Below are 19,097 nucleotides of genomic sequence, written 5' to 3' on the forward strand. Positions count from 1 at the left end.
GGTCAGCTTGCGTTTCAGCGGCCGCTGCTGTCGCCGCCTTCGGTCTTGGCCTGTTGCAGTTGCGGCAGATTGCCGCTGTGGCCCGGGGTCAGCAAGCCGGCCTGGGTGTAGGTCATCAGCTTGGCGCGGGTGTCGACGATGTCCAGATTGCGCATGGTCAGCTGGCCGATGCGGTCCGCCGGCGAGAAGGGCGCGTCCTCGACCTTTTCCATGGACAGGCGCTCGGGCTTGTAGGTCAGGTTGGGGCTCTTGGTGTCCAGCAGCGAGTAGTCATTGCCGCGGCGCAGCTCGATCGCCACCTCGCCGGTCACGGCGCGGGCCACCCAGCGCTGGGCGGTTTCGCGCAGCATGATGGCTTGCGGGTCGAACCAGCGGCCTTGGTAGAGCAGGCGGCCCAGCTTGAGGCCGTTCATGCGGTACTGCTCGATGGTGTCTTCGTTGTGGATGCCGGTGACCAGGCGCTCGTAAGCGATGTGCAAGAGGGCCAGGCCCGGGGCTTCGTAGATGCCGCGGCTCTTGGCTTCGATGATGCGGTTCTCGATCTGGTCGCTCATGCCCAGGCCATGGCGGCCGCCGATGCGATTGGCTTCCAGCAGCAGGGCGACTGGGTCGCTGTACTCGACGCCGTTCAGCGCCACCGGCATGCCTTCTTCAAAGCGTACGGTGACTTCCTCTGCCTTGACCACCACGTCATCGCGCCAGAAGGCGACGCCCATGATGGGGTTGACGATGCGGATGCCGCTGTTCAGGTGCTCCAGGTCCTTGGCCTCGTGGGTGGCACCCAGCAGGTTGGAGTCGGTGGAGTAGGCTTTCTCGGCCGACATCTTGTAGCCGAAGCCGGCCTTGCTCATGAAGGCCGACATCTCGGCGCGGCCGCCCAGCTCGTCGATGAAGGCCTGGTCCAGCCAGGGTTTGTAGATCTTCAGGGCAGGGTTGGTCAGCAGGCCGTAGCGGTAGAAGCGCTCGATGTCATTGCCCTTGAAGGTCGAGCCGTCACCCCAAATGTTGACGTCGTCTTCCTTCATGGCCGCCACCAGCATGGTGCCGGTCACGGCGCGGCCGATGGGCGTGGTGTTGAAGTAGGTCACACCGGCGGTGCTGATGTGGAAGGCGCCGGCCTGCAAGGCGGCAATGCCCTCGTGCACCAGCTGGGCGCGGCAGTCCACCAGCACGGCTTTCTCGGCGCCGTACTGCATGGCCTTGCGCGGAATCTCGTCGTAGTCCGGCTCGTCGGGCTGGCCCAGATTGGCGGTGTAGGCGTAGGGGATGGCGCCCTTGTTGCGCATCCAGTGCAGGGCGGCGCTGGTGTCCAGGCCACCGGAGAAAGCGATACCGACCTTCTGGCCGACGGGGATGTTCTGAAGAATGCTGGACATGTGGAACTCGAGGGGGCTGAGTGGCTTCGAGCGAAGCGGTCGGGAGCCAGGCTCAGCAGGTGGACAACAAAGGGCGCAAAGAACAGACGGCCTGCATTTTCTGTCAATTTTCACGCCCGGCCCGGCGCAGCGTCGCGCCGGGCTGACAAGGCATGGCGCCGCCAGGGATCAAAAGCCGGCGCCCGGTTGGGCGAGGTACTGCTGTTCGGCCTCGGTGGAGGCCCGGCCCAGCAGGGCATTGCGATGAGGAAAACGGCCGAACTGCGCGATCACCTGCTGGTGGCGGTGGGCGTAGTCGGCCGCGCCGGCCAGGCGTGGGTCTTCGGCAGCCAGGGCTTCGAAGGCCTGCACGCAGCGGTTTTGCAGGCTTATATCTTCGGCATGTTCGAGCGGCATGAGCATGAACCAGCGCTGCAGGGTGGACAGCTCACGGGCTGGCGGCAGGTCCATCAGGCCCAGGGCCAGCTGCAGCGCCAGCGGGTCGCCTGCGAAAGCTCGGGCGCTGTCGCGGTAGATGTTGCGGGTGAACTGGTCCAGCAGCAGGATGCGCGCCATACGCGCTTGCGCGCTGTCGCCCCAATGGCTCAGGCCTTGCTGCATGGCCTGTTCGACCAGGGCGCCAAAACGGCTGCGGATCTCTTCATCGGTGGCCGCGCTCTTGGTGAACCAGAGCGGGCGCACCTGGCCATCCTCAGCGCTGCCCAGCGTGCCGAACCAGTAGTTGAGCACCGCCTGGGCCTCCGCCGGAAGGCGCAGGCGCAGCCACAGTGGGTGGCGCTGCAGATAGGCCTCGACATAGCTGCAGCCGGGCAGCAGGGGCAAGTCCAGACTGGCCGCCCAGCGCAGGCCATGTGCCACCAGCTGGCCGGCCAGGCCGCGGCCTTGCAGGGCGGGCGCGGTGCCGGTGTGGGTGAAGACCAGGTCGCGGCCGCTGAGCTGGTAGTCCAGCTCGATCTGCTGGCCGTCGACCCGGGCCCAAAAACGGCCTTGAATCGCGCCGCCGGCGCCGCTCTCGCTGTGGTGTTGGATGTCGAGGCTGCTCATGACTTCAGCGTCCCAGTTGTTGCCAGAGGTAGCTGTATTCCAGCGCTTGCAGGGTGGCCCGCTGCTCGTTGTCGGCCGCGCCGCCGTGGCCGCCCTCGGTGTTCTCGAAGTAGTAGAGCGGGTGGCCTTGCTCCAGCATCAGCGCGGCCATCTTGCGGGCGTGGCCGGGGTGGACGCGGTCGTCGCGGGTTGAGGTGGTGAACAGCACCTTGGGGTATTTCACGCCGGGCTTGACGTTCTGGTAAGGGCTGTATTTGGAGATGAAGCTCCACTCCTCGGCGCGGTCCGGGTCGCCGTACTCGGCCATCCAGGAGGCGCCGGCCAGCAGCTGGTGGTAGCGGCGCATGTCCAGCAGGGGCACCTGGCAGACCACGGCATTGAACAGATCGGGGCGCTGCACGAAGGTGGCGCCGACCAGCAGGCCGCCATTGCTGCCGCCCATGATGCCCAGATGCCGGGGCGAGCTGATCTTGCGGGCGATCAGGTCTTCGGCCACGGCGATGAAATCGTCGTAGCTGCGCTGCTTGTTGGCCTTGACGGCCGACTGGTGCCAGGCCGGGCCGAACTCGCCGCCGCCACGGATATTGGCCAGCACGAACACGCCGCCGCGGCTGTACCAGGCGCGGCCGAAGCCGCCCGAGTAGAAGGGCTGCATGGACGCCTCAAAGCCGCCGTAGCCGTAGAGCAGGGTGGGGTTCTGGCCATCCAGGGCAACACCTTCCGGCCGCACCACGAAGTAGGGCACGCGGGTGCCGTCCTTGCTGGTGGCGAAGTGTTGCTCGGCCTTGAGGCCGCGGGCCTCGAACTTGGCCGCGCGAGCCTTCAGCAGCTCGCGCGCGTCGCTGCTGGCGCGGGCGAGGAAGAGGCTGTCGGGGGTCAGAAAGTCCGCGTAATTGACCAGGTAGTGCTCGGCCAGCTCATCCTGGGCCAGCTCGCTGTCATGCAGGGCCTGCAGATGCAGGGTGCCGGGGAAGGGCGCCTGGATCCGGCGATGGCGGGCCGGGCGACCGGGCGCGAACTGCCACTCTTCCAGCTTGCTCGCCACCTGGTCGTTGATATTGAGCACCAGGTGCTGGCGGGTGGTGATGAAGCTGTCCAGCGAGCGGGTGGCGCTGGGTTTGAACAAGGTGCTGAACTTGCGCTCGCCGCGGATGAAGGCGGCCGCCGGCGCGCTCAGCAAGCTGCCGGCGGCATGCCGCACGCCGCCGACGCGCCAGTCTTTGCGCGGCTGCAGCAGCACGCGGGCGCCCCAGAAGCTCAGCTGCACATCGCTGGGCACGTCCAGAGCCCGGAGCTTGTCGCCCTGCAGCAGGAAATAGCGCTGGTTGTAGAAATCCAGCGCGCGGCTGAACACGGTGCGCTCATGGCCGGGCGTGCGGTCCACCAGCACCGACACCGCCACATCTTGGGCCTGGCCCTCGAACACCGTGCGGGCCTGGGCCAGCGGTGTACCGCGCTGCCAGCGCTTGATCACCCGCGGGTAGCCCGAGTCGGTCAGGCTGCCGGGGCCGAAATCGCTGGCCACATAAAGGTGGTCGGCATCGATCCAGCTGACCTCGCTCTTGGCCTCGGGCAGGACGAAGCCGCCTGAGACGAACTGCTTGCTGACGGTGTCGAACTCACGGACCACATGGGCGTCCGAGCCGCCGCGCGAGAGCGAGATCAGGCAGCGGCGGTACTCGGGCGCCAGGCAATGGGCGCCAGCGAAGACCCAGCTTTCGTTCTCGGCGGCGCCAAGTGCGTCCAGGTCCAGCACGGTTTCCCAGGCGGGGCTGGCTTTTTTGTACTCGCCCAGGCTGCTGCGGCGCCACAGGCCGCGCTTGTGGTTCTGGTCTTGCCAGAGGTTGTAGACCCAGGCGCCCTTGCGGCTGATCTGCGGGATGCGATCGCTGGCATTGAGCAAGTCCAGCATCTCGCGGCGCAGGCCCGGGTACTCGGGGCGGGCCTGCAGCTCAGCGAGGGTGAGCTGGTTGCGTTCCTTGACCCAGGCCAGGGCACGTTCGCCTTGCACCTCTTCCAGCCATTGGCGCGGGTCGATGCTGGCTGCTTCGGGTGTTTGGCCGGGCGTCTGGCCGGGTGTCTGGCTCAAGGCAGGGGCGCTGGTGGTCATGGTCATCAGTCCGAACAGGGCCAGGGACAGGGCGCGGGCGCCGAAGGCGTGCCGGCGCAACTGGGTTTGGGGGCTTGAGTTCATGGCGAGCATCCTAGGTGCAGCGACGCGGCGCGCCGCAGCGGCTTGTTGGAATGTGCGAATAGCGGATCGCAAGACCGCAGCGGTGGCCCGCGGCTTCCAGCTCCCACTCACTCACTCGTCGGCCGGCCGCTTCAGCGCGATAGGATTGATCTCGACCGAGCTCTCGGCGGTGGAGACGTAAATGCCGCCGTCCTGCACCGTCACCTGCAGCTGCATGCTGCGCTGGGCCAGAGCGGCCAGTGCCTGCGATTGCTCGGCCGGGATCTGCCAGACCGCCAGGCGCGGGCAGCGCTGCAGCTTGGATTCGATGCCCGCCCACCAGATCGGCGTGCTGTAGGCATAGCCGTAGACCGACACCTTCTCCGCCCGGCCGTGGGCCTTGAGCAGGCGGCGGTCGTCGGGCTGGCCGAGGTCGATCCAGTGCAGGATGTCGCCGGTCAGGTCGCGCTGCCAGAGTTCGGGCTCTTCGGCGTCGGCCAGGCCCTTGCTCAGCTCCAGCTTGCCGCGCAAATCATCGGCCGGCGCATTGAGCGCGAAGGCCAGGATGCGGACCATCATGCGTTCGTCGGTTTCCGAGGGCTGGCGCGCGATCGTCAGGTTGTGTTCGCCGTAGACATGGCGGTCCATGTCGGCGATCTGCAGCTGGGCTTTGTGGATGGTCGCTTTGAGGGCCATGGCGGGCGCGGTGCTTTCTGCTGAGGAAGAGGCAGCCCGAGGCGCGAGGCGGGCTCGGGGCAATCGCGCATTATCGGGGCTCGCCCCGGCGTCCCGCGCCGGAGCTCGGCCGCCCAGGCCAGGGCATGGGGGACAATCGGCCGCTTCTCCTCCACTGTCGGCGCCTTGTCGCGCCGCGAAAGCCTTGCCATGAGCATGAAGAAGACCGACCTCGACCGCCTTGCCGGCATCAAACTGGACAGCCAGATGCGCGGTGCCGCGATCCCCGGTCGCTTCGGCAAGCAGGCCGCCCAGCTGCCCGACCGCAAGGAGCAACGTCGCCTCGACGCGGCCGCCGGCCTGGTGCCTTTTGCCTGCAAGCTGCCCGCTGCCCTGACCCAGCAGCTGCGCGAACGCGCGGCCAGCCACGAGGGCGGCATCAACGGCCTGGTGGCCGAGCTGCTGCAGAAATCGCTGGCTTGAAGCCTGGAGCGGATGCCCGGGGCGGCGTCCGTACCCGGCCTGATCCCCGGCCATGCGCAGCCATGGCATGATGGCCGCCGTCGTGTGTTGGGCTGCGCCTGTCGCACCACATCGTTCCTGTTTTCTCTTACTTTTTTCTGTTCCTTCTTTGCTTTGTTGCATGCGCCAGGGTCGCTCATCGGGCCTGGCGGCTGTCCCGCCATCGAAAAAGAGACATTGCCATGAAACGTTTCATCATCTCCCTGGCCGCTGTGGCCCTGATGCCCGCCTTCGCGCAGACCGCCAACCCCGGTGCCAAGGTCGACCCCAAGAACAACAAGGTCAGCCGCCCCGTGGTGGAGAAGCCCAAGGTCAAGCTGCTCAGCCGCGATGAGCTGCGCAAGTGCATGGACCTGAGCGATGCCAACAACGTCGAAGCCGAGGCGGTGAAGGCCGACCAGAACACTTACAAGGAAACCGCTGCAGCCCTCAAGGCCGAGCGTGATGCGCTGCAAAAGGCCGACGAAGCCGCCGGCGTGGCCCTGTCGGAAATGAAGGCCGAGCGCGAAGCCATCCTGAAGGAATTCGAGAACATCAAGGCCTATGCTGAGAGCAAGGATCCTCGCCCGGATCGTGAGGTCCTGGAGGCTCGCAACAAGGCCTATCAGGAGCGCGCCAAAGCCTTTGACGCCCGCGTGACCGGCATCAACGAAAACAACGCCAAGAGCAACGAGGCCCGCAAGGCCTTCGGCACCAAGGTCGATGCGCTGAACGCCAGTTTCAAGGCGCTGGAAGAGCGCCAGGAAGCGCACCTGGACAAGGTCGATACCTGGAAGCAGGAGTGCGGTAACAAGTCCTACGACGAAGAAGACGAGAAAGCCATCAAAAAGGAGCGGGCTGCGGCCGGCAAGTGATGGCGGTCTTGGGTTGAGTTCGCTCACCCTGCGCCCGAGGCGCCAGGCCCAACGGCTTGGCGCCTTTGTGTTTTCTGGCGAGCGCGAGGCTTGATCAAGCAAGCCCGGTGTGACGCCCTTTCTGGAGTTCTCTCGTGTCTGCACCAACGACCAATCCCCTCTTGCAAGACTGGACCGGCCCCTTCGGTCTGCCCCCGTTTGCGGCCATTGAAGCCGCCCATTTTTCGCCCGCCTTCGAGCAGGCCCTGAATGAGCATCGCGCCGAGCTCGACGCCATCGCGTCGCAGAGCGAGGCGCCCAGCTTCGCCAACACCCTGGCCGCCTTCGACCGCAGCGGCCGCCTGCTGACGCGCTTGGAGCATTTGTTCTATTCGCTGGCGGCTTCGGCGTCCTCGCCCGAGATCCAGGCGGTGCAGCGCGCCCTGGCCGCGCCCTTGGCGGCGCACAACAACGCGGTGTATATGCACGCCGGCCTGTTCCAACGCGTGCATGCCGTGTACGAGCAGCGCGCCTCGCTGGGCTTGAGCGCCGAACAGCTGCGCCTGCTGGAGCGGGTGCATCTGGACTTCGTGCGTGCGGGCGCCCAACTGGCCCCCGAGGCGCAAGCGCGTTATGCCCAGGTCATGGAGCGCCTGGCCGAGCTCAACACTCAGTTCGGCCAGAACGTGCTGGCCGACGAAAGCGGCTTCCGCCTGGAGCTGCGCAGCGAAGAGGAGCTGGCGGGCTTGCCGGCGTTCGTGCGTGCCGCGGCGGCCCAGGCGGCCGCCGAGCGCGGCCTGGAGGCCGGCGTCCATGTGATCACGCTGTCGCGCTCGCACATCGTGCCTTTCCTGACCTTCAGCGAACGGCGTGATCTGCGTGAGCAGGCCTGGCGCGCCTGGGTGGGCCGGGGTGAGAAGGCCGGTGCCAGCGACAACCGCGCGATTGCGCAGGAGATCCTGAGCCTGCGCCAGGAACAGGCCCGCTTGCATGGCCATGCCTGCTACGCCGACTTTGCCCTGGCCGACACCATGGCCGGCTCGCGCGAGGCGGTGCTGGGCCTGCTCAACCAGGTCTGGGAGCCGGCCAAGGCGGCCGCCGAGGGCGAGCGCCAGGCCCTGGAGGGCATGATGGCCTCGCTGGACCTCCATGTCCCACTGGAAGCCTGGGACTGGCGCTTCTACGCCGAAAAGGTGCGCAAGGCGCGCTATGACTTGGAAGAGGCTGAGGTCAAGCCCTACTTCCCGCTCGATGCCATGGTGCAGGCCTTGTTCGACTGCGCCCAGCGCCTCTTTGGCCTGCGCTTTGTGCATCGCCCCGAGGTGGCCGGCTACCACCCCGATGTGCAGGTCTACGAGGTGCGCAATGCCGATGACAGCCTGCGCGGCGTCTTCCTGCATGACAACTTTGCCCGCCCCACCAAGCGCAGCGGCGCCTGGATGAATGCCATGCGCTGGCAGGCGCGCAACGGCATGGACTGCGTGCCCATCATCCTGAACAACAACAACTTCGCCAAAGGTGCGCCGGGTGAGCCCACGCTGCTGAGCTTCGACGATGCCCGCACCCTGTTCCACGAGTTCGGCCACGGCCTGCACGGCCTGCTGTCCGAGGTGGAGTTTGAGCGCCTCTCGGGCACGCAGGTGCTGCGCGATTTCGTCGAGCTGCCCTCGCAGATCTTCGAGCATTGGATGAGCGAGCCCGAGGTGCTCAAGAAACACGCCCGCCACTACCAAAGTGGCGAGCCCATCCCCGACAGCCTGCTGGCCAAGCTCAAGGCGGCCGAGTTGTTCAACCAGGGTTATGAAACCGTGCGCTACACCGCCAGTGCCCTGGTCGACCTGGCCGTGCATTCGCGCAGCGAGGCCGAGGGCCCGGATGTGGTGGCCTTCGAGGCCGAGTGCATGGCGGCCTACGGTTTGCCGGCCGCTGTGGGCATGAACCACCGCCTGACGCATTTCCAGCACCTGTTCTCAGGCGCCAGCTACGCCGCCGGCTACTACGTGTACATGTGGGCGGAAGTGCTGGATTGCGATGGTTTCGAGGCCTTTGTCGAAGCCGGCAGTGCCTTCCATGCGCCGACCGCTGAGCGCCTGCGCCGCTGCATTCTGTCCAGTGGCAACAGCCAGGAGCCCGGGGCCGCTTTTCGCGCCTTCCGTGGTCGCGATCCGGTGGTTCAGCCCATGCTCAAGAGCCGCGGCCTGCTGCCGGCTTGAGGAGGAGCAGGAGCAGAAGCAGGGCTTACTGACCCGGCGCCTTCAGCCGGGTAAGAAACTGGTCCAGGCCGGCGTGGAAGGCTTTGAAATCCACCGGCTTGGTCCAGTACTCGGCGAATCCCGCCGCCTGTGCGCGCCGCAGGTCGTCCGGCATGGCGCTGGCCGAGAGGGCGATGCAGGGAATGGAGGCCGTGGCCGGGTCGGCGCGCAGCGCCTCCAGCACCTGGAAGCCATTCATATCGGGCAGTTCCAGGTCGAGCAGGATCAGGTCCGGGCGAAGGCTGGCGGCCCGAGCCAGGCCTTGCTGTCCGTCGCCTGCCAGGCTCAGCTGCCAGACTGGGCGCAGAGCGACCAATTCCTGGACCACCAGCTGGTTGACGGGGTTGTCTTCGATGTACAGCAGCTGGGCCTGTGCAGGCGCCTTGTGGCTGCGCTCGGCTGCGTCGCTGGCCACAGCTGCGGCAGGGCTGCGAGCGGAGGCCGGCAGGCTGCTCAGGAACTCCGGACTTTGGCTGGACAGCGTGAACATAGCGTTACAGTCTACGGCGCTCCTGTGACAGTCAATTTGACTTGGATTCAGTCTGTTGAAAACTGTTCACGGGACTTGCCCGGGCTTGACGGTTCACCCGGTTTGGGATCCATGAATTCAGCCATAAATTTGGCCATAACTTCAGTTCTCCTCGCATGACTACTTCTTCTGCTGCTGCATCCGCATCGCCTCGCAGTGATGAGGGGCCGGTCGCCCTGGTCACCGGCGCCGGCTCGGGCATTGGCCGCGCGGTGGCCCTGGCCTTGCTGGGGGCGGGCTACCGGGTGGCCCTGCTGGGTCGCCGGGCGGAGGCCTTGGCCGAGACGGCCGTGCTGGGCGGCTTCGATCCGCTGCAGCCGGTCTCCTTGGATAGCGTGCTGGTGCTGCCGACGGATGTCAGCCGGCCGGAGGCCGTCAGTGCAGCCTTCGAAGGCTTGCGCCAGCATTGGGGGCGTTTGGATTTGCTGTTCAACAACGCTGGCATCGGTGCGCCCGCGGTGCCCATCGACGAACTCAGCTTCGAGCAATGGCGCTCCGTCCTGGACGTCAATTTGAGCGGCGCCTTTTTGTGCGCCCAGGCTGCGTTCAGGCTGATGAAGCAGCAAGAGCCGCGCGGCGGCCGCATCATCAACAACGGCTCCATCTCGGCCCATGCGCCGCGCCCCAACTCGGCGCCCTACACCGCCACCAAGCATGCGATCACCGGCTTGACCAAGTCCTTGTCTCTGGACGGCCGGCCCTTCGACATCGCCTGCGGTCAGATCGACATCGGCAACGCCCTGACCGAGATGGCCCAGCCCATGACCCGGGGTGTTCCCCAGGCCAATGGCAGCATCGCGGTAGAGCCGACCATGGACGTGGCCCATGTGGCCAGCGCGGTGCTCTACATGGCCAGCCTGCCGCTGTCTGCCAATGTCCAGACCCTGACCGTCATGGCCACCACCATGCCTTTTGTCGGCCGGGGTTGAAATGCGCTTCAATGGCCCGATCTGAGCTCTTTGTCGTGTCCTGAAAGGCTGCCGTGCTGTCTGCACTCTTTTCCTTGCTCTTCCGCCTGGTCTTGGCGGTCGCCACCGTGGTGCTGGTGCTCAGCCTGATGGCCGTGGCCCTGGTGTCAGTCGTAGGCCTGCTGCTCTGGAGCCTGCTGCGCGGCCGCAAGCCGGTGATCGACATGGGCCGCTTCCAGCGCGCCCGCCAGGCCCGCCCCGGTTTCGGTGCTCGCCGTCCGGCTCAGCCCATGGGCGAGGTGGTCGACGTCGAAGTTCGCGAAGTCAGCCCGAGCAGCCCGCGCCTGCCTTGAGCGGCCGAGCGGCCGGCGCTTGGCGGTAGACGGCAGGAAGCAGCCCTTGGGTTGCTTGTTGATCGGGCCGGCTGGGTACTCTGCTCCGTTCATGTCCCCCGGTGCCCGACGTTGTCGGGCACCTCCTCCTTTACTTCACTTCGCAGAGCACCCAGCCGTCCCGATCCAGCAAGGTCTGACGTCTTCGGCGAAAGCGCCAGACGGTGGCTCTGACAAGGGGTGTCGGGTGAGTGCTGAAGCGAAGTAAAGGAGGAGGTCCGCGCGAAGCGCGGGCCGGGGGACATGAGCGGAAGCACTCATCCGACGCCCCTTGGCACCAGCACAACCCTCAACGTCGACAAAGTGCCGGCTGCCGCCCTCCCAGCCGGGCCGGAGTCAGTAGCGCTTGTTCGACAGCTCCGCCAGGATTTCGCCGTAGATGCGGTAGCGTGAGGCGCTGATCTGACCGGCATCCACGGCTTCGCGCACGCCGCAGCCGGGCTCGTGCTGGTGGCTGCAGTTGTAGAAGCGGCAGTGGTCGGCGTGGGCGCTGAGGTCGGGCATCAGGCGGGCGAGGGCGGCCGGGTCGATCTGGTGCAGGCCGAATTCCTGAAAGCCGGGCGAATCGATCAAGGCGCTCTCGCGCTGGGCATCGACCCAGTACCACTGCGTGGTGGTCGTGGTGTGGCGGCCTGAGTTCAGAGCCACCGAGATATCACCGACCTGGGCCTTGGCGTCGGGCACCAGCAGATTGATCAAGGTGCTCTTGCCGGTGCCGCTGGGCCCCAGCACAAAGCTGCGCTTGCCTTGCAGCCAGGGCAGCAACTGGGCGCGCGCGGCGTCGGGCTCGGCCTTCATGGCCAGTTCCATCATCGGCAGGCCCATGGCGCGGTAAGGCGTCAGGCGTTCGCGGGCATGGGCCGTGCCGGGCAGATCGGTCTTGTTCAGCGCAATCGTGGTGGCGATGCCGGCGCTTTCGGCCGCGATCATGGCGCGGCAGAGCTGGCTCTCGCTGAACACCGGCTCCACTGCCACCAGGATCAGCAACTGGTCCAGGTTGGCGGCGAAGCTCTTGGTCTTCCATTCGTCCTGGCGGAACAGCAGGTTGCGGCGCGGCTCCACCGCTTCGATCACCCCCTCGTCTGAGCCGGACGGGGCCCAACGCACCTGATCCCCCACCACACAATCGCTTTTCTTGCCGCGCGGGTGGCAGACCCGGCGCTGGCCCTCGGCGTCCTCGACGATGTAGTGCCGGCCGTGGCCGCGCACCACCAGGCCCAGGTCCAGCTGCGCAAACTTGCCGGCCTGGCTCACGAGGCCGCCCCTTGCAAGGCCACCGGCGCCGCCGTGCCCGAGGGCTGGCGGGCGATGGCGGCCAGGCGTTCGCTGGCCGGCGGGTGCGAGTAGTAGAAGGCGGCGTAGACCGGGTCTGGCGTCAAGGTGCCCGCATTGTCCTCATGCAGCTTGAGCAGGGCCGAGGACAGCTCCGTGCCGCTGGCATGGGCGCAGGCATAGGCATCGGCCTGAAACTCGTCACGGCGCGACATCCGGCTGCCCAGCGGCGTGAAGAAGAAGCTGAACACCGGCACCACCAGCATGAAGAGAAGCAGGGCCAGCGCGTCGTTCGGCGCCGCCATATTGGGCTGCACGTTGAAGGCGATGTAGAAGCCCGCCTGCGTGCCCAGCCAGCCCAGCAGGGCAAAGCCGGCCAGGCTCAGTGCAAACATCGTCAGCATGCGCTTGAGCACGTGGCGGTGCTTGAAATGGCCCAGCTCATGGGCCAGCACCGCCTCGACCTCGCTGCCGTTGAGGCGCTGCAGCAAGGTGTCGAAGAACACCACCCGCTTGGCCGGGCCGAAGCCGGTGAAATAGGCATTGCCATGGGCCGAGCGGCGGCTGCCATCCATCACGAACAGGCCTTGCGAAGCAAAGCCGCAGCGCTGCATCAGGCCCTCGACGCGCGCTTTCAGCGCTTCGTCGGGCAAGGGCGTGAACTTGTTGAACAGAGGCGCGATCACGGTGGGGTAGAGCACCAGGATCAGCAGATTGAAGCCCATCCAGCTGCCCCAGGCCCACAGCCACCACATGCTGCCAGCCGTGCCCATCAGCCAGAGGATCATGGCGGCGATCGGCAGGCCAATCAGAGCGCCAACCAGGGCGCCCTTCAGCGCATCGGCCACATAGAGCTTGAGCGTCATGCGGTTGAAGCCGAAGCGCTGTTCGATGCGAAAGGTGTTGTACAGCTCCCAGGGCAGGTCCAGCAGGCTGCCGACCAGGGTGAACGCCACCAGCAGGCTGAGCTGATAGACCATGGGGCCGAAGCGCTCGGCCGTGGCCGCATGCACCCAGCTGTTGAGCAGATCGAGGCCGCCGAGCAGGGTCCAGGCCAGCAGCAGGGCGCTGTCAAAGGCCAGGTTCAGCAGGCCGAAGCGGCTGCGCGCCACGGTGTAGTCGGCGGCTTTCTGGTGCGCGGCCAGAGGCACGGTGGCGGCAAAAGCGGCCGGCACCGCGCCGCGGTGCTGCATCACATGGCGCACCTGGCGGCTGCTCAACCAGAATTTCAGGCCCAGGGACAGCAGCAGGGCCAGGGCAAAGGCCAGGCTCAGCATCGTGGGGTGGAGGGTCGGGGAAAGGCTTGCAAACATGGGTGGCAAGTGTAGGGCTGCGACAATGCGGCGCACTGATTGCATTGAAAGCCCTGCCCATGAGCGACCTGACCCCTTCCGCCCCGGCCGACGCCGCGCCCCTGCTGCCCATCAAGGACCAGAACCTGATCTGGATCGACCTGGAAATGACCGGCCTCTACCCCGAGACCGACCGCATCATCGAGATCGCCGTGGTGGTCACCGACGCGCAGCTCAATGTGCGGGTCGAAGGCCCGGTGTTTGCCATCCACCAGAGTGACGAGACCCTGGACAAGATGGACGCCTGGAACAAGGGCACGCATGGCAAGAGCGGCCTGATCGACCGCGTCAAGGCCTCCACCATCAGCGAGGACGAGGCTGTGGCCCAGACCATCGCTTTCCTGAAGCAGTATGTGCCGGCCGGCAAATCGCCCATGTGCGGCAACAGCATCTGCCAGGACCGCCGTTTCTTGGCCAACTACATGCCCAAGCTGGAAGAGTTCTTCCACTACCGCAACCTCGATGTGTCCACGCTCAAGGAGCTGGCACGCCGCTGGAAGCCCGGCATCCTCGATGGATTCAAGAAGGCCCAGGCTCACACGGCCCTGGCCGACATCCACGAGTCCATCGATGAGCTGGCTTATTACCGCGAGCACTTCCTGTCTCTTTGATCCCTCTCGCTTTCATCCTCCAGCCATGTTCTTGAGCAGGATGGCGGCCCATGGCTGAGTCCGCGGCGCCCTTGGCCGCCGGACTCTGGGCGGCATTTGATTTCCCGCGCCACCCGCTGGCGCGTGAAGACGGCGAACGGGTGCGGGGCGCTTTTTACGCGCCGCCGGCGCGCTGGCTGCGTGCCCATGCCGCCGATGAAGTGGCCGCCGTGCTGGATGCCGCGCATGCGGCCAGCCGTGCCGGCGCCTGGGTGTTGGGCGGCCTGCGCTACGAAGCGGCGGCCGCGCTCGACCCGGCGCTGCGCACCCAGTCCGCGGGCAGCGCGCCACTGGCCGAGTTCGCGGTGTACGAGCAAGCGCCGCAGCCCTGGCCCGATGCCGCGGCGGCATCGTCCGACTTGCTCACCGAAAGCTGGGCCGACGCTCAGGACGAGGTGGCCGAGTCGGTGCAGATCGAGCGCATCCGCGAGTGGATTCGCAGCGGTGACTGCTACCAGGTCAACCTGACCACGCGGCTGCAGTCCCGCCTGTCGCCTGGGGTCGATCTGGCCACCTTTTTCCTGGCCTTGCATCGCAGCCAGCCCGGCGGCTTCTCGCTGTTCCTGCGCGAGGCGGGGGTGGCCAGCGTGTCGCCCGAGTTGTTCTTTGACTGGCGGCCCGTGCCCGATGCCCAGCACAGCTGGCTTCTGGCCGCCCAGCCCATGAAAGGCACGGCGGCGCGCGGCCGCGATGTGGTGGAAGACGAGGCGGCCCAGGCCCATCTGCGCACCAGCGAAAAAGAGCGGGCCGAGAACCTGATGATCGTGGACCTGCTGCGCAACGACATCGGCCGCGTGGCCCAGCTTGGCAGCGTGCGTGTGCCGCGTTTGTTCGAGCTGCATGCCTTGCCGACCGTCTGGCAGATGACCTCCACCATCAGCGCCGTCAGCCGGCCGCGTCTGCGCTTGTCGGAGCTGTTCGCGGCCCTGTTTCCGTGCGGTTCGGTGACCGGTGCGCCGAAAGTGCGGGCCATGCAGATCATTGCCGAGCTGGAGCCGCAGCCGCGCGGCTGGTATTGCGGCGCGCTGGGCCTGTTGCAGCCCGGCGGCGTGGCCACCTTCAACGTGCCGATCCGTACGGTGGAGCAGGGCGTGGGCGCCGATGCCGCCCCTCTGTCGGCCGGCGTCGGCAGCGCCATCACGCTCGATTCCGAAGCTGCGGCCGAGGTGGCCGAGTGGCGAGCCAAGGCGCGCTTTCTGCTGCGGGCCCAGGCGCCGGTGGCGGCGCTGGAAACTCTGCGACTCTCGGGGGGGCAGTGGGTGCGGCTGAGCGGCCATCTGGCCCGTTTGCAGCGCACCTGCCAGCATTTCGGGCTCAAGCCCAAGCTGCCCGATGTGCGCGCCGCATTGGCCGATCTGGCGGCCGCGCATGCCCAGGGTGAATGGCGGGTGCGGCTCACGTTCTGCGCACAAGCGGGCCTGCAAATGCGCGCCACGCCGCTGGAGCCGACACCAAATTGCGTGATACTCGCGCTGGCTGCACATGCCATCGCCTCGCAAGGGGCGGCGGCCGAGTTCATCCAGCACAAGACCACGCGGCGCGAGGTGTACGAGGCCTTCGCTGCGACCAAGCCCGCTGGGGCATTTGATGTCTTGCTGTGGAACGAGGCCGGGGAACTGACCGAGTGCAGCTTTGGCAATATCGCCGTGCAAATTGAGGGGCAGTGGTTGACGCCACGCCTGCAAGCCGGGCTTCTGCCCGGTGTCTACCGAGAAGAACTGCTGCAAGAAGGGCGGCTGCGCGAGGCGCAGCTGATGAAGAGCGATCTGAAGCGCGCCCAAGCCCTTGCATTTTTTAACAGCCTGCGCGGCTGGTGTCCTGCCAGCCTGCTGAACCCGGGTGAGCTGCCGCTCTGAATGAAACAAGAAGCGCGAGCAATGTGTTGCGCTCACGGCCTCACCCTGTTGCGACCATTTGACTGAATCCCCATGGCTACCAAAACCCAAGCACGCACTGCCGCCGCCAAGCCGGCCGCAGCGGCCAAGAAAACAGCGCCCAAGACGGCGATCAAGGTTGCGCCCGCCAAGAAAGCCAAGGCTGCGGCCGTGACCGAGGCGGTGGCCCCGAGCGCTGTGGCCAAGAAGTCGGCCCCCGCCAAAGCGGCGCCCAAAAAGGCGGAAGCCACAAAGGCAGCGGCCAAGAAGACCGTGGCCACGAAGGCGGTGGCCAACCGCGCGGTGACCGCCGAAGCGCCCGCGAAGAAGACGAGCATCAAGCCCGCCGTCAAGGCGGAAGCCAAGGCGCCCAGCAAGGTGGCTGCCAAGACTGCGCCGGCCAAGAAGGCGGCACCCGCCAAGAAAGCCGCTGCCGCCCCGAAGGCTGGCAGCGAGCCCGTCGTGGCGAGCAAGAAGGCTGTCAAGACCGCTCAAGTAGCCAAGGCCACCAAGGTCGCTGAAGCCCCCGCTGCCAAGTCAGCGCGCAAGGCGGCGGCCTCCAAGACCGTGAGCACAGCACCCGCGACCGCCGAGCCTCTTGCCGCTGCGGTCAAGACGGCCAGCAAGAAGACAACCAAGCGCGCAGCCGCCACCGCCGAGCCGGTCAGCGCTCCGGCACCTGCGCCTGCGAAGTCAGCCACCAAGGCTCGCAAGAAGAAGGCGGAGCTGGAGGTGCAAGCTCCTGCTCCTGCTGAGGTTCAGGCTGCCGCCAAGCCTGTCAAAACGACGGCGGCCAAGGCCAAGAAGAAGCCTGCGGCGGTGAGTGTGGACGCTGAAACTCCACCGGCTCCAGCGGCTCCTGCAGCTGCTCCGGTCTCGCCCGCCGCGCCTGCTGCTCCGGCCCCAGCCAAGGCACAGCAATCTCAACGCAAGAACGGCAAATCAAAGCCGGCTGCGACTTCGACCCGCACTGCGCCGAAACAGCCGCAAGCGCCGCAAGCAGTGCCCGCTGTGCAGTCGGCGCCAGTCGAGGCTCCGGCTCCGAAGCCTGCGCCCGCGCCAGCCCCTCGGTTCATCTTGGAGGCCCGCAGCGATCGCCTGTTCGGCCGCTACGAGGTGCAAGCCATCGAGGGCGGTGAGCGCTGGCAGCTGAGTCTGCGTGGCCCGCGTGCCCGCGATCTGCAGTGCAGCTGCCGCAGCTTTGCACTCAGCGATCCGGCCGGCTGCGAGCATGGCCAGTTCCTGCTCACCCAGCTGCGCGATCGCCTGGCGGCCGGTTGGCAGGCCGAGCACAGCGAACTGGACCTCGGCGGCGGCGCCCGTCGCCAGCTGGTCTGGCGTGCTTCGCCCTCCTGCCCGGAGGCGCTGGCGGCCGAGGTTCAAGCCGTGCTGCGTGGCATTGCTCAGGGCAAGCTGGCGGGCGCCAGCGCCGTGGCCGGGCTGCTGAGCCAGGCGGCCGAGGCCGGCCATGAGTTGCGGGTGTCGGACGCTGTCTGGCAACACCTGGCCCTGGCCGCCGATGCGGCTGAGCGGGTGCGCCTGTTGGGTCAGGCCTATCCGCAGCTGTTTGACAGCGAGGGCTTGCGCAATCTTTTGAAGTTGCCGCTGCCGCATTACCAGCTGGAGGCGGCCCTGTTCGCCGCCTGCGCGGGCCGCAGCCTGGTGGCCGACGATCTGGGTCTGGGCCTCTACGCCCCGGCGCTGGGTACGGCCGAGCTGATGCTGCGTCACTTTGGCGTGGAGCGCGTGCTGCTGCTGTGCGCGGAGTCGGCACAGACCCGCTGGCTCAGCGAGGCGCAAAGCCTGAGCCACCGCCGCGCCAGCCTGATCTGGGGCGATGCAGCGGCGCGGCGCGAGCAACTGGCCGCCGCCGGCGAGATCAAGATTGCCGCGCTCAACACCCTGGCCCAGGATCTGGATGCGCTGCAAGCGCATGGCGCCGATCTCGTCATCGTCGACGAAGCTCAGCGCCTGGATGCGGCCACGCTGGAGCGCCTCCAGCAGCTCGATGCGCGCGGCGGCTTTGTGCTGATGCTGAGCAGCCAGCTGCTCAACAGCCAGCCGCAAATCCTGTTGCCCCTGGTGGAGCTGCTGGATTGCCACCGCCAAGGCCCGTTGGCCGATTTCCTGGCCGAGCATGTGCACCGCGACGGCTCGGGCCGCGTGACCGGCTTCATGTCGCTGGGCGATGTGGACGAGACCCTGGAGCGCCTGGTGTTCAGCCGCGCCAAGGCCGAGCTGCTGCCCAATCTGCCGCTGGCCCTGGTGCAGCTGCGCGCTGTGCCGTTGAGCGAAGCGCAGCAGGCCCTGCAAGCGCCGCTGCTGGCCAGCCTTCGCCAGGCGGTGGCGCGCTGGCAGCGCAGCGGCTTTGTCTCGGGCGCGGAGCAGTTGCAACTCAAGCGCACGGTGCAAGCCCTGCGCCGCCTGGCCATCAGCCCGCAGCTGCTGGACGATGCCGCGGAACCTGGCCGTCAGGCCGAGGCGCCCAAGCTGCTGGCCGTGGCGGCCGTGGCCCGCGAGCTGCAGGGCAAGGCCCTGGATCGCCTCTGGGTTTGCAGCCAGTGGGACGACGCGCTCGCCCAGCTGCAGCCGGTGCTGCAATCGGCCGGCATTGCGCAGGTTGCCATTCCGGCCTCGCTGCCACTGGCGCAGCGCCGGGCTCTGGCCGAGCGCTGGCGCCAGGATGCGCGCGCCAGCGTGCTGCTGTGCAGCGATGCAGCGGCGCAAGGCCTGGATCTGCAGGTGCCGCGCTGCGGCCTGCTCAATCTGGAGCTGGCCTGGGGTGAAGCGGTGCTGGAAGAGCGCCTGAGTCGCGTGGCCGATGAGGACTCGCGCGGCCTGCCGCTGATCCAGCTGCAGGCGCAAAGCGGTTTCGAAGCCGCCTTGCTGCAGCTGCAAGACACCCGTGAGGCCATGCCGGCCTGCAGCCTGGACGGTGACGCCGGCCTGCAACTGCTGCAGGGCGAGGCCTTGGCCGACTACCTCTCGGCCCTGGCGGCTTTGCTGGACCTGGTGGCCTGAGACAAGGCGTCAGCACAAGCGTCTTTCTGAGTGTGCGGCCGGTCGTGAACTTGTCACGGTCGGCTGTTTCTTCTTGAGGCTTTCGGCGCGCAACTCAGATAAATCTGAATTTGACGGCGCGATGAAGCTTCCGTGAAAACCCTAGTGTGCTATAGTCATGGTCTTGCTTGCAGCTGAAGCTGTTTTGCATTTCGTTCGTCTCCTCTGACCTCGTTCAGGCCGCT

16 protein-coding genes, 1 tRNA gene and 1 pseudogene are annotated in these 19,097 nt (G+C 67.0%); 10 read left to right on the top strand and 8 right to left on the bottom strand.

What is annotated here, in order from left to right; genetic code table 11:
• Positions 1-14: 14 nt before the first annotated feature.
• The 4 genes from argG to C1O66_RS22205 form a co-directional block, all read right to left on the bottom strand.
• Positions 15-1,376: an argininosuccinate synthase gene (gene argG / locus C1O66_RS22190; RefSeq protein ID WP_102770178.1), complete on the bottom strand. Its 1,362-nt coding sequence runs from the start codon at positions 1,374-1,376 to the stop codon at positions 15-17.
• 168 nt (positions 1,377-1,544) lie between these two features.
• Positions 1,545-2,420, bottom strand: a complete 876-nt coding sequence (locus tag C1O66_RS22195) for a DUF924 family protein (protein ID WP_102770179.1) — start codon at positions 2,418-2,420, stop codon at positions 1,545-1,547.
• A 4-nt stretch (positions 2,421-2,424) separates the two neighbouring features.
• Positions 2,425-4,614 carry a prolyl oligopeptidase family serine peptidase gene (locus C1O66_RS22200; RefSeq protein WP_243392927.1) on the bottom strand — a complete coding sequence of 730 codons (2,190 nt, stop codon included), beginning with the start codon at positions 4,612-4,614 and terminating at the stop codon, positions 2,425-2,427.
• A gap of 111 nt (positions 4,615-4,725) precedes the next feature.
• Positions 4,726-5,289: a YaeQ family protein gene (locus tag C1O66_RS22205; RefSeq protein ID WP_102770180.1), complete on the bottom strand. Its 564-nt coding sequence runs from the start codon at positions 5,287-5,289 to the stop codon at positions 4,726-4,728.
• Between the two features lie 189 nt (positions 5,290-5,478).
• Between C1O66_RS22205 and C1O66_RS22210 the strand changes: the two genes are divergently transcribed.
• From C1O66_RS22210 to C1O66_RS22220, 3 genes are all read left to right on the top strand, one after another.
• Positions 5,479-5,751, top strand: coding sequence for a hypothetical protein (locus tag C1O66_RS22210; RefSeq protein ID WP_102770440.1), 273 nt, complete (start codon positions 5,479-5,481; stop codon positions 5,749-5,751).
• Between the two features lie 221 nt (positions 5,752-5,972).
• Positions 5,973-6,644, top strand: coding sequence for a hypothetical protein (locus C1O66_RS22215; protein ID WP_102770181.1), 672 nt, complete (start codon positions 5,973-5,975; stop codon positions 6,642-6,644).
• Positions 6,645-6,778: 134 nt separating this feature from the next.
• Complete coding sequence (locus C1O66_RS22220; RefSeq protein WP_102770182.1) at positions 6,779-8,836, top strand: M3 family metallopeptidase; 2,058 nt, start codon at positions 6,779-6,781, stop codon at positions 8,834-8,836.
• A gap of 25 nt (positions 8,837-8,861) precedes the next feature.
• Here C1O66_RS22220 and C1O66_RS22225 read toward each other — a convergent pair whose 3' ends face one another.
• A complete protein-coding gene (locus tag C1O66_RS22225; protein WP_102770183.1) occupies positions 8,862-9,365 on the bottom strand; it encodes a response regulator in 504 nt (167 codons plus the stop codon).
• Positions 9,366-9,520: 155 nt separating this feature from the next.
• On the opposite strand from C1O66_RS22225, the gene C1O66_RS22230 reads away from it, so the two are divergent.
• Both C1O66_RS22230 and C1O66_RS22235 read left to right on the top strand, forming a co-directional pair.
• The gene (locus C1O66_RS22230; RefSeq protein WP_102770184.1) at positions 9,521-10,333 is read left to right on the top strand and encodes an SDR family oxidoreductase; all 813 of its coding nucleotides are present in this window, start codon (positions 9,521-9,523) and stop codon (positions 10,331-10,333) included.
• 53 nt (positions 10,334-10,386) lie between these two features.
• Positions 10,387-10,665 (top strand): hypothetical protein, encoded by a 279-nt coding sequence (locus tag C1O66_RS22235; protein WP_102770185.1) that lies wholly within the window; start codon positions 10,387-10,389, stop codon positions 10,663-10,665.
• A 375-nt stretch (positions 10,666-11,040) separates the two neighbouring features.
• Here C1O66_RS22235 and rsgA read toward each other — a convergent pair whose 3' ends face one another.
• Together rsgA and C1O66_RS22245 are read right to left on the bottom strand one after the other, a co-directional pair.
• Positions 11,041-11,958, bottom strand: a complete 918-nt coding sequence (gene rsgA, locus C1O66_RS22240) for a ribosome small subunit-dependent GTPase A (protein ID WP_102770186.1) — start codon at positions 11,956-11,958, stop codon at positions 11,041-11,043.
• Complete coding sequence (locus C1O66_RS22245) at positions 11,955-13,289, bottom strand: M48 family metallopeptidase (protein WP_102770187.1); 1,335 nt, start codon at positions 13,287-13,289, stop codon at positions 11,955-11,957. The genes rsgA and C1O66_RS22245 overlap by 4 nt, the downstream gene beginning before the upstream one ends.
• Positions 13,290-13,348: 59 nt before the next feature.
• Between C1O66_RS22245 and orn the strand changes: the two genes are divergently transcribed.
• Positions 13,349-13,939, top strand: a complete 591-nt coding sequence (gene orn, locus C1O66_RS22250; RefSeq protein ID WP_102770188.1) for an oligoribonuclease — start codon at positions 13,349-13,351, stop codon at positions 13,937-13,939.
• A 50-nt stretch (positions 13,940-13,989) separates the two neighbouring features.
• Positions 13,990-15,834: a chorismate-binding protein gene (locus C1O66_RS22255; protein WP_102770189.1), complete on the top strand. Its 1,845-nt coding sequence runs from the start codon at positions 13,990-13,992 to the stop codon at positions 15,832-15,834.
• Between the two features lie 32 nt (positions 15,835-15,866).
• On the opposite strand, the gene C1O66_RS24020 is transcribed toward C1O66_RS22255, so the two are convergent.
• Positions 15,867-16,241 (bottom strand): hypothetical protein, encoded by a 375-nt coding sequence (locus C1O66_RS24020; RefSeq protein WP_165794738.1) that lies wholly within the window; start codon positions 16,239-16,241, stop codon positions 15,867-15,869.
• A 1,330-nt stretch (positions 16,242-17,571) separates the two neighbouring features.
• On the opposite strand from C1O66_RS24020, the pseudogene C1O66_RS24760 reads away from it, so the two are divergent.
• The 3 genes and pseudogenes from C1O66_RS24760 to C1O66_RS24035 form a co-directional block, all read left to right on the top strand.
• A pseudogene (locus tag C1O66_RS24760) lies at positions 17,572-18,102 on the top strand (hypothetical protein); the annotation flags it as partial.
• A gap of 87 nt (positions 18,103-18,189) precedes the next feature.
• Positions 18,190-18,283: transfer RNA gene (locus C1O66_RS24030), tRNA-OTHER, on the top strand.
• On the top strand, positions 18,241-18,873 hold the full coding sequence (locus C1O66_RS24035) for an SWF/SNF helicase family protein (RefSeq protein ID WP_165794709.1): 633 nt from the start codon (positions 18,241-18,243) through the stop codon (positions 18,871-18,873). Before C1O66_RS24030 ends, C1O66_RS24035 begins: the two co-directional genes overlap by 43 nt.
• Positions 18,874-19,097 lie beyond the last annotated feature (224 nt).

The sequence above is a fragment of the Paucibacter aquatile genome (genome assembly GCF_002885975.1).
Taxonomy (GTDB): Bacteria; Pseudomonadota; Gammaproteobacteria; order Burkholderiales; family Burkholderiaceae_C; genus Paucibacter_A; species Paucibacter_A aquatilis.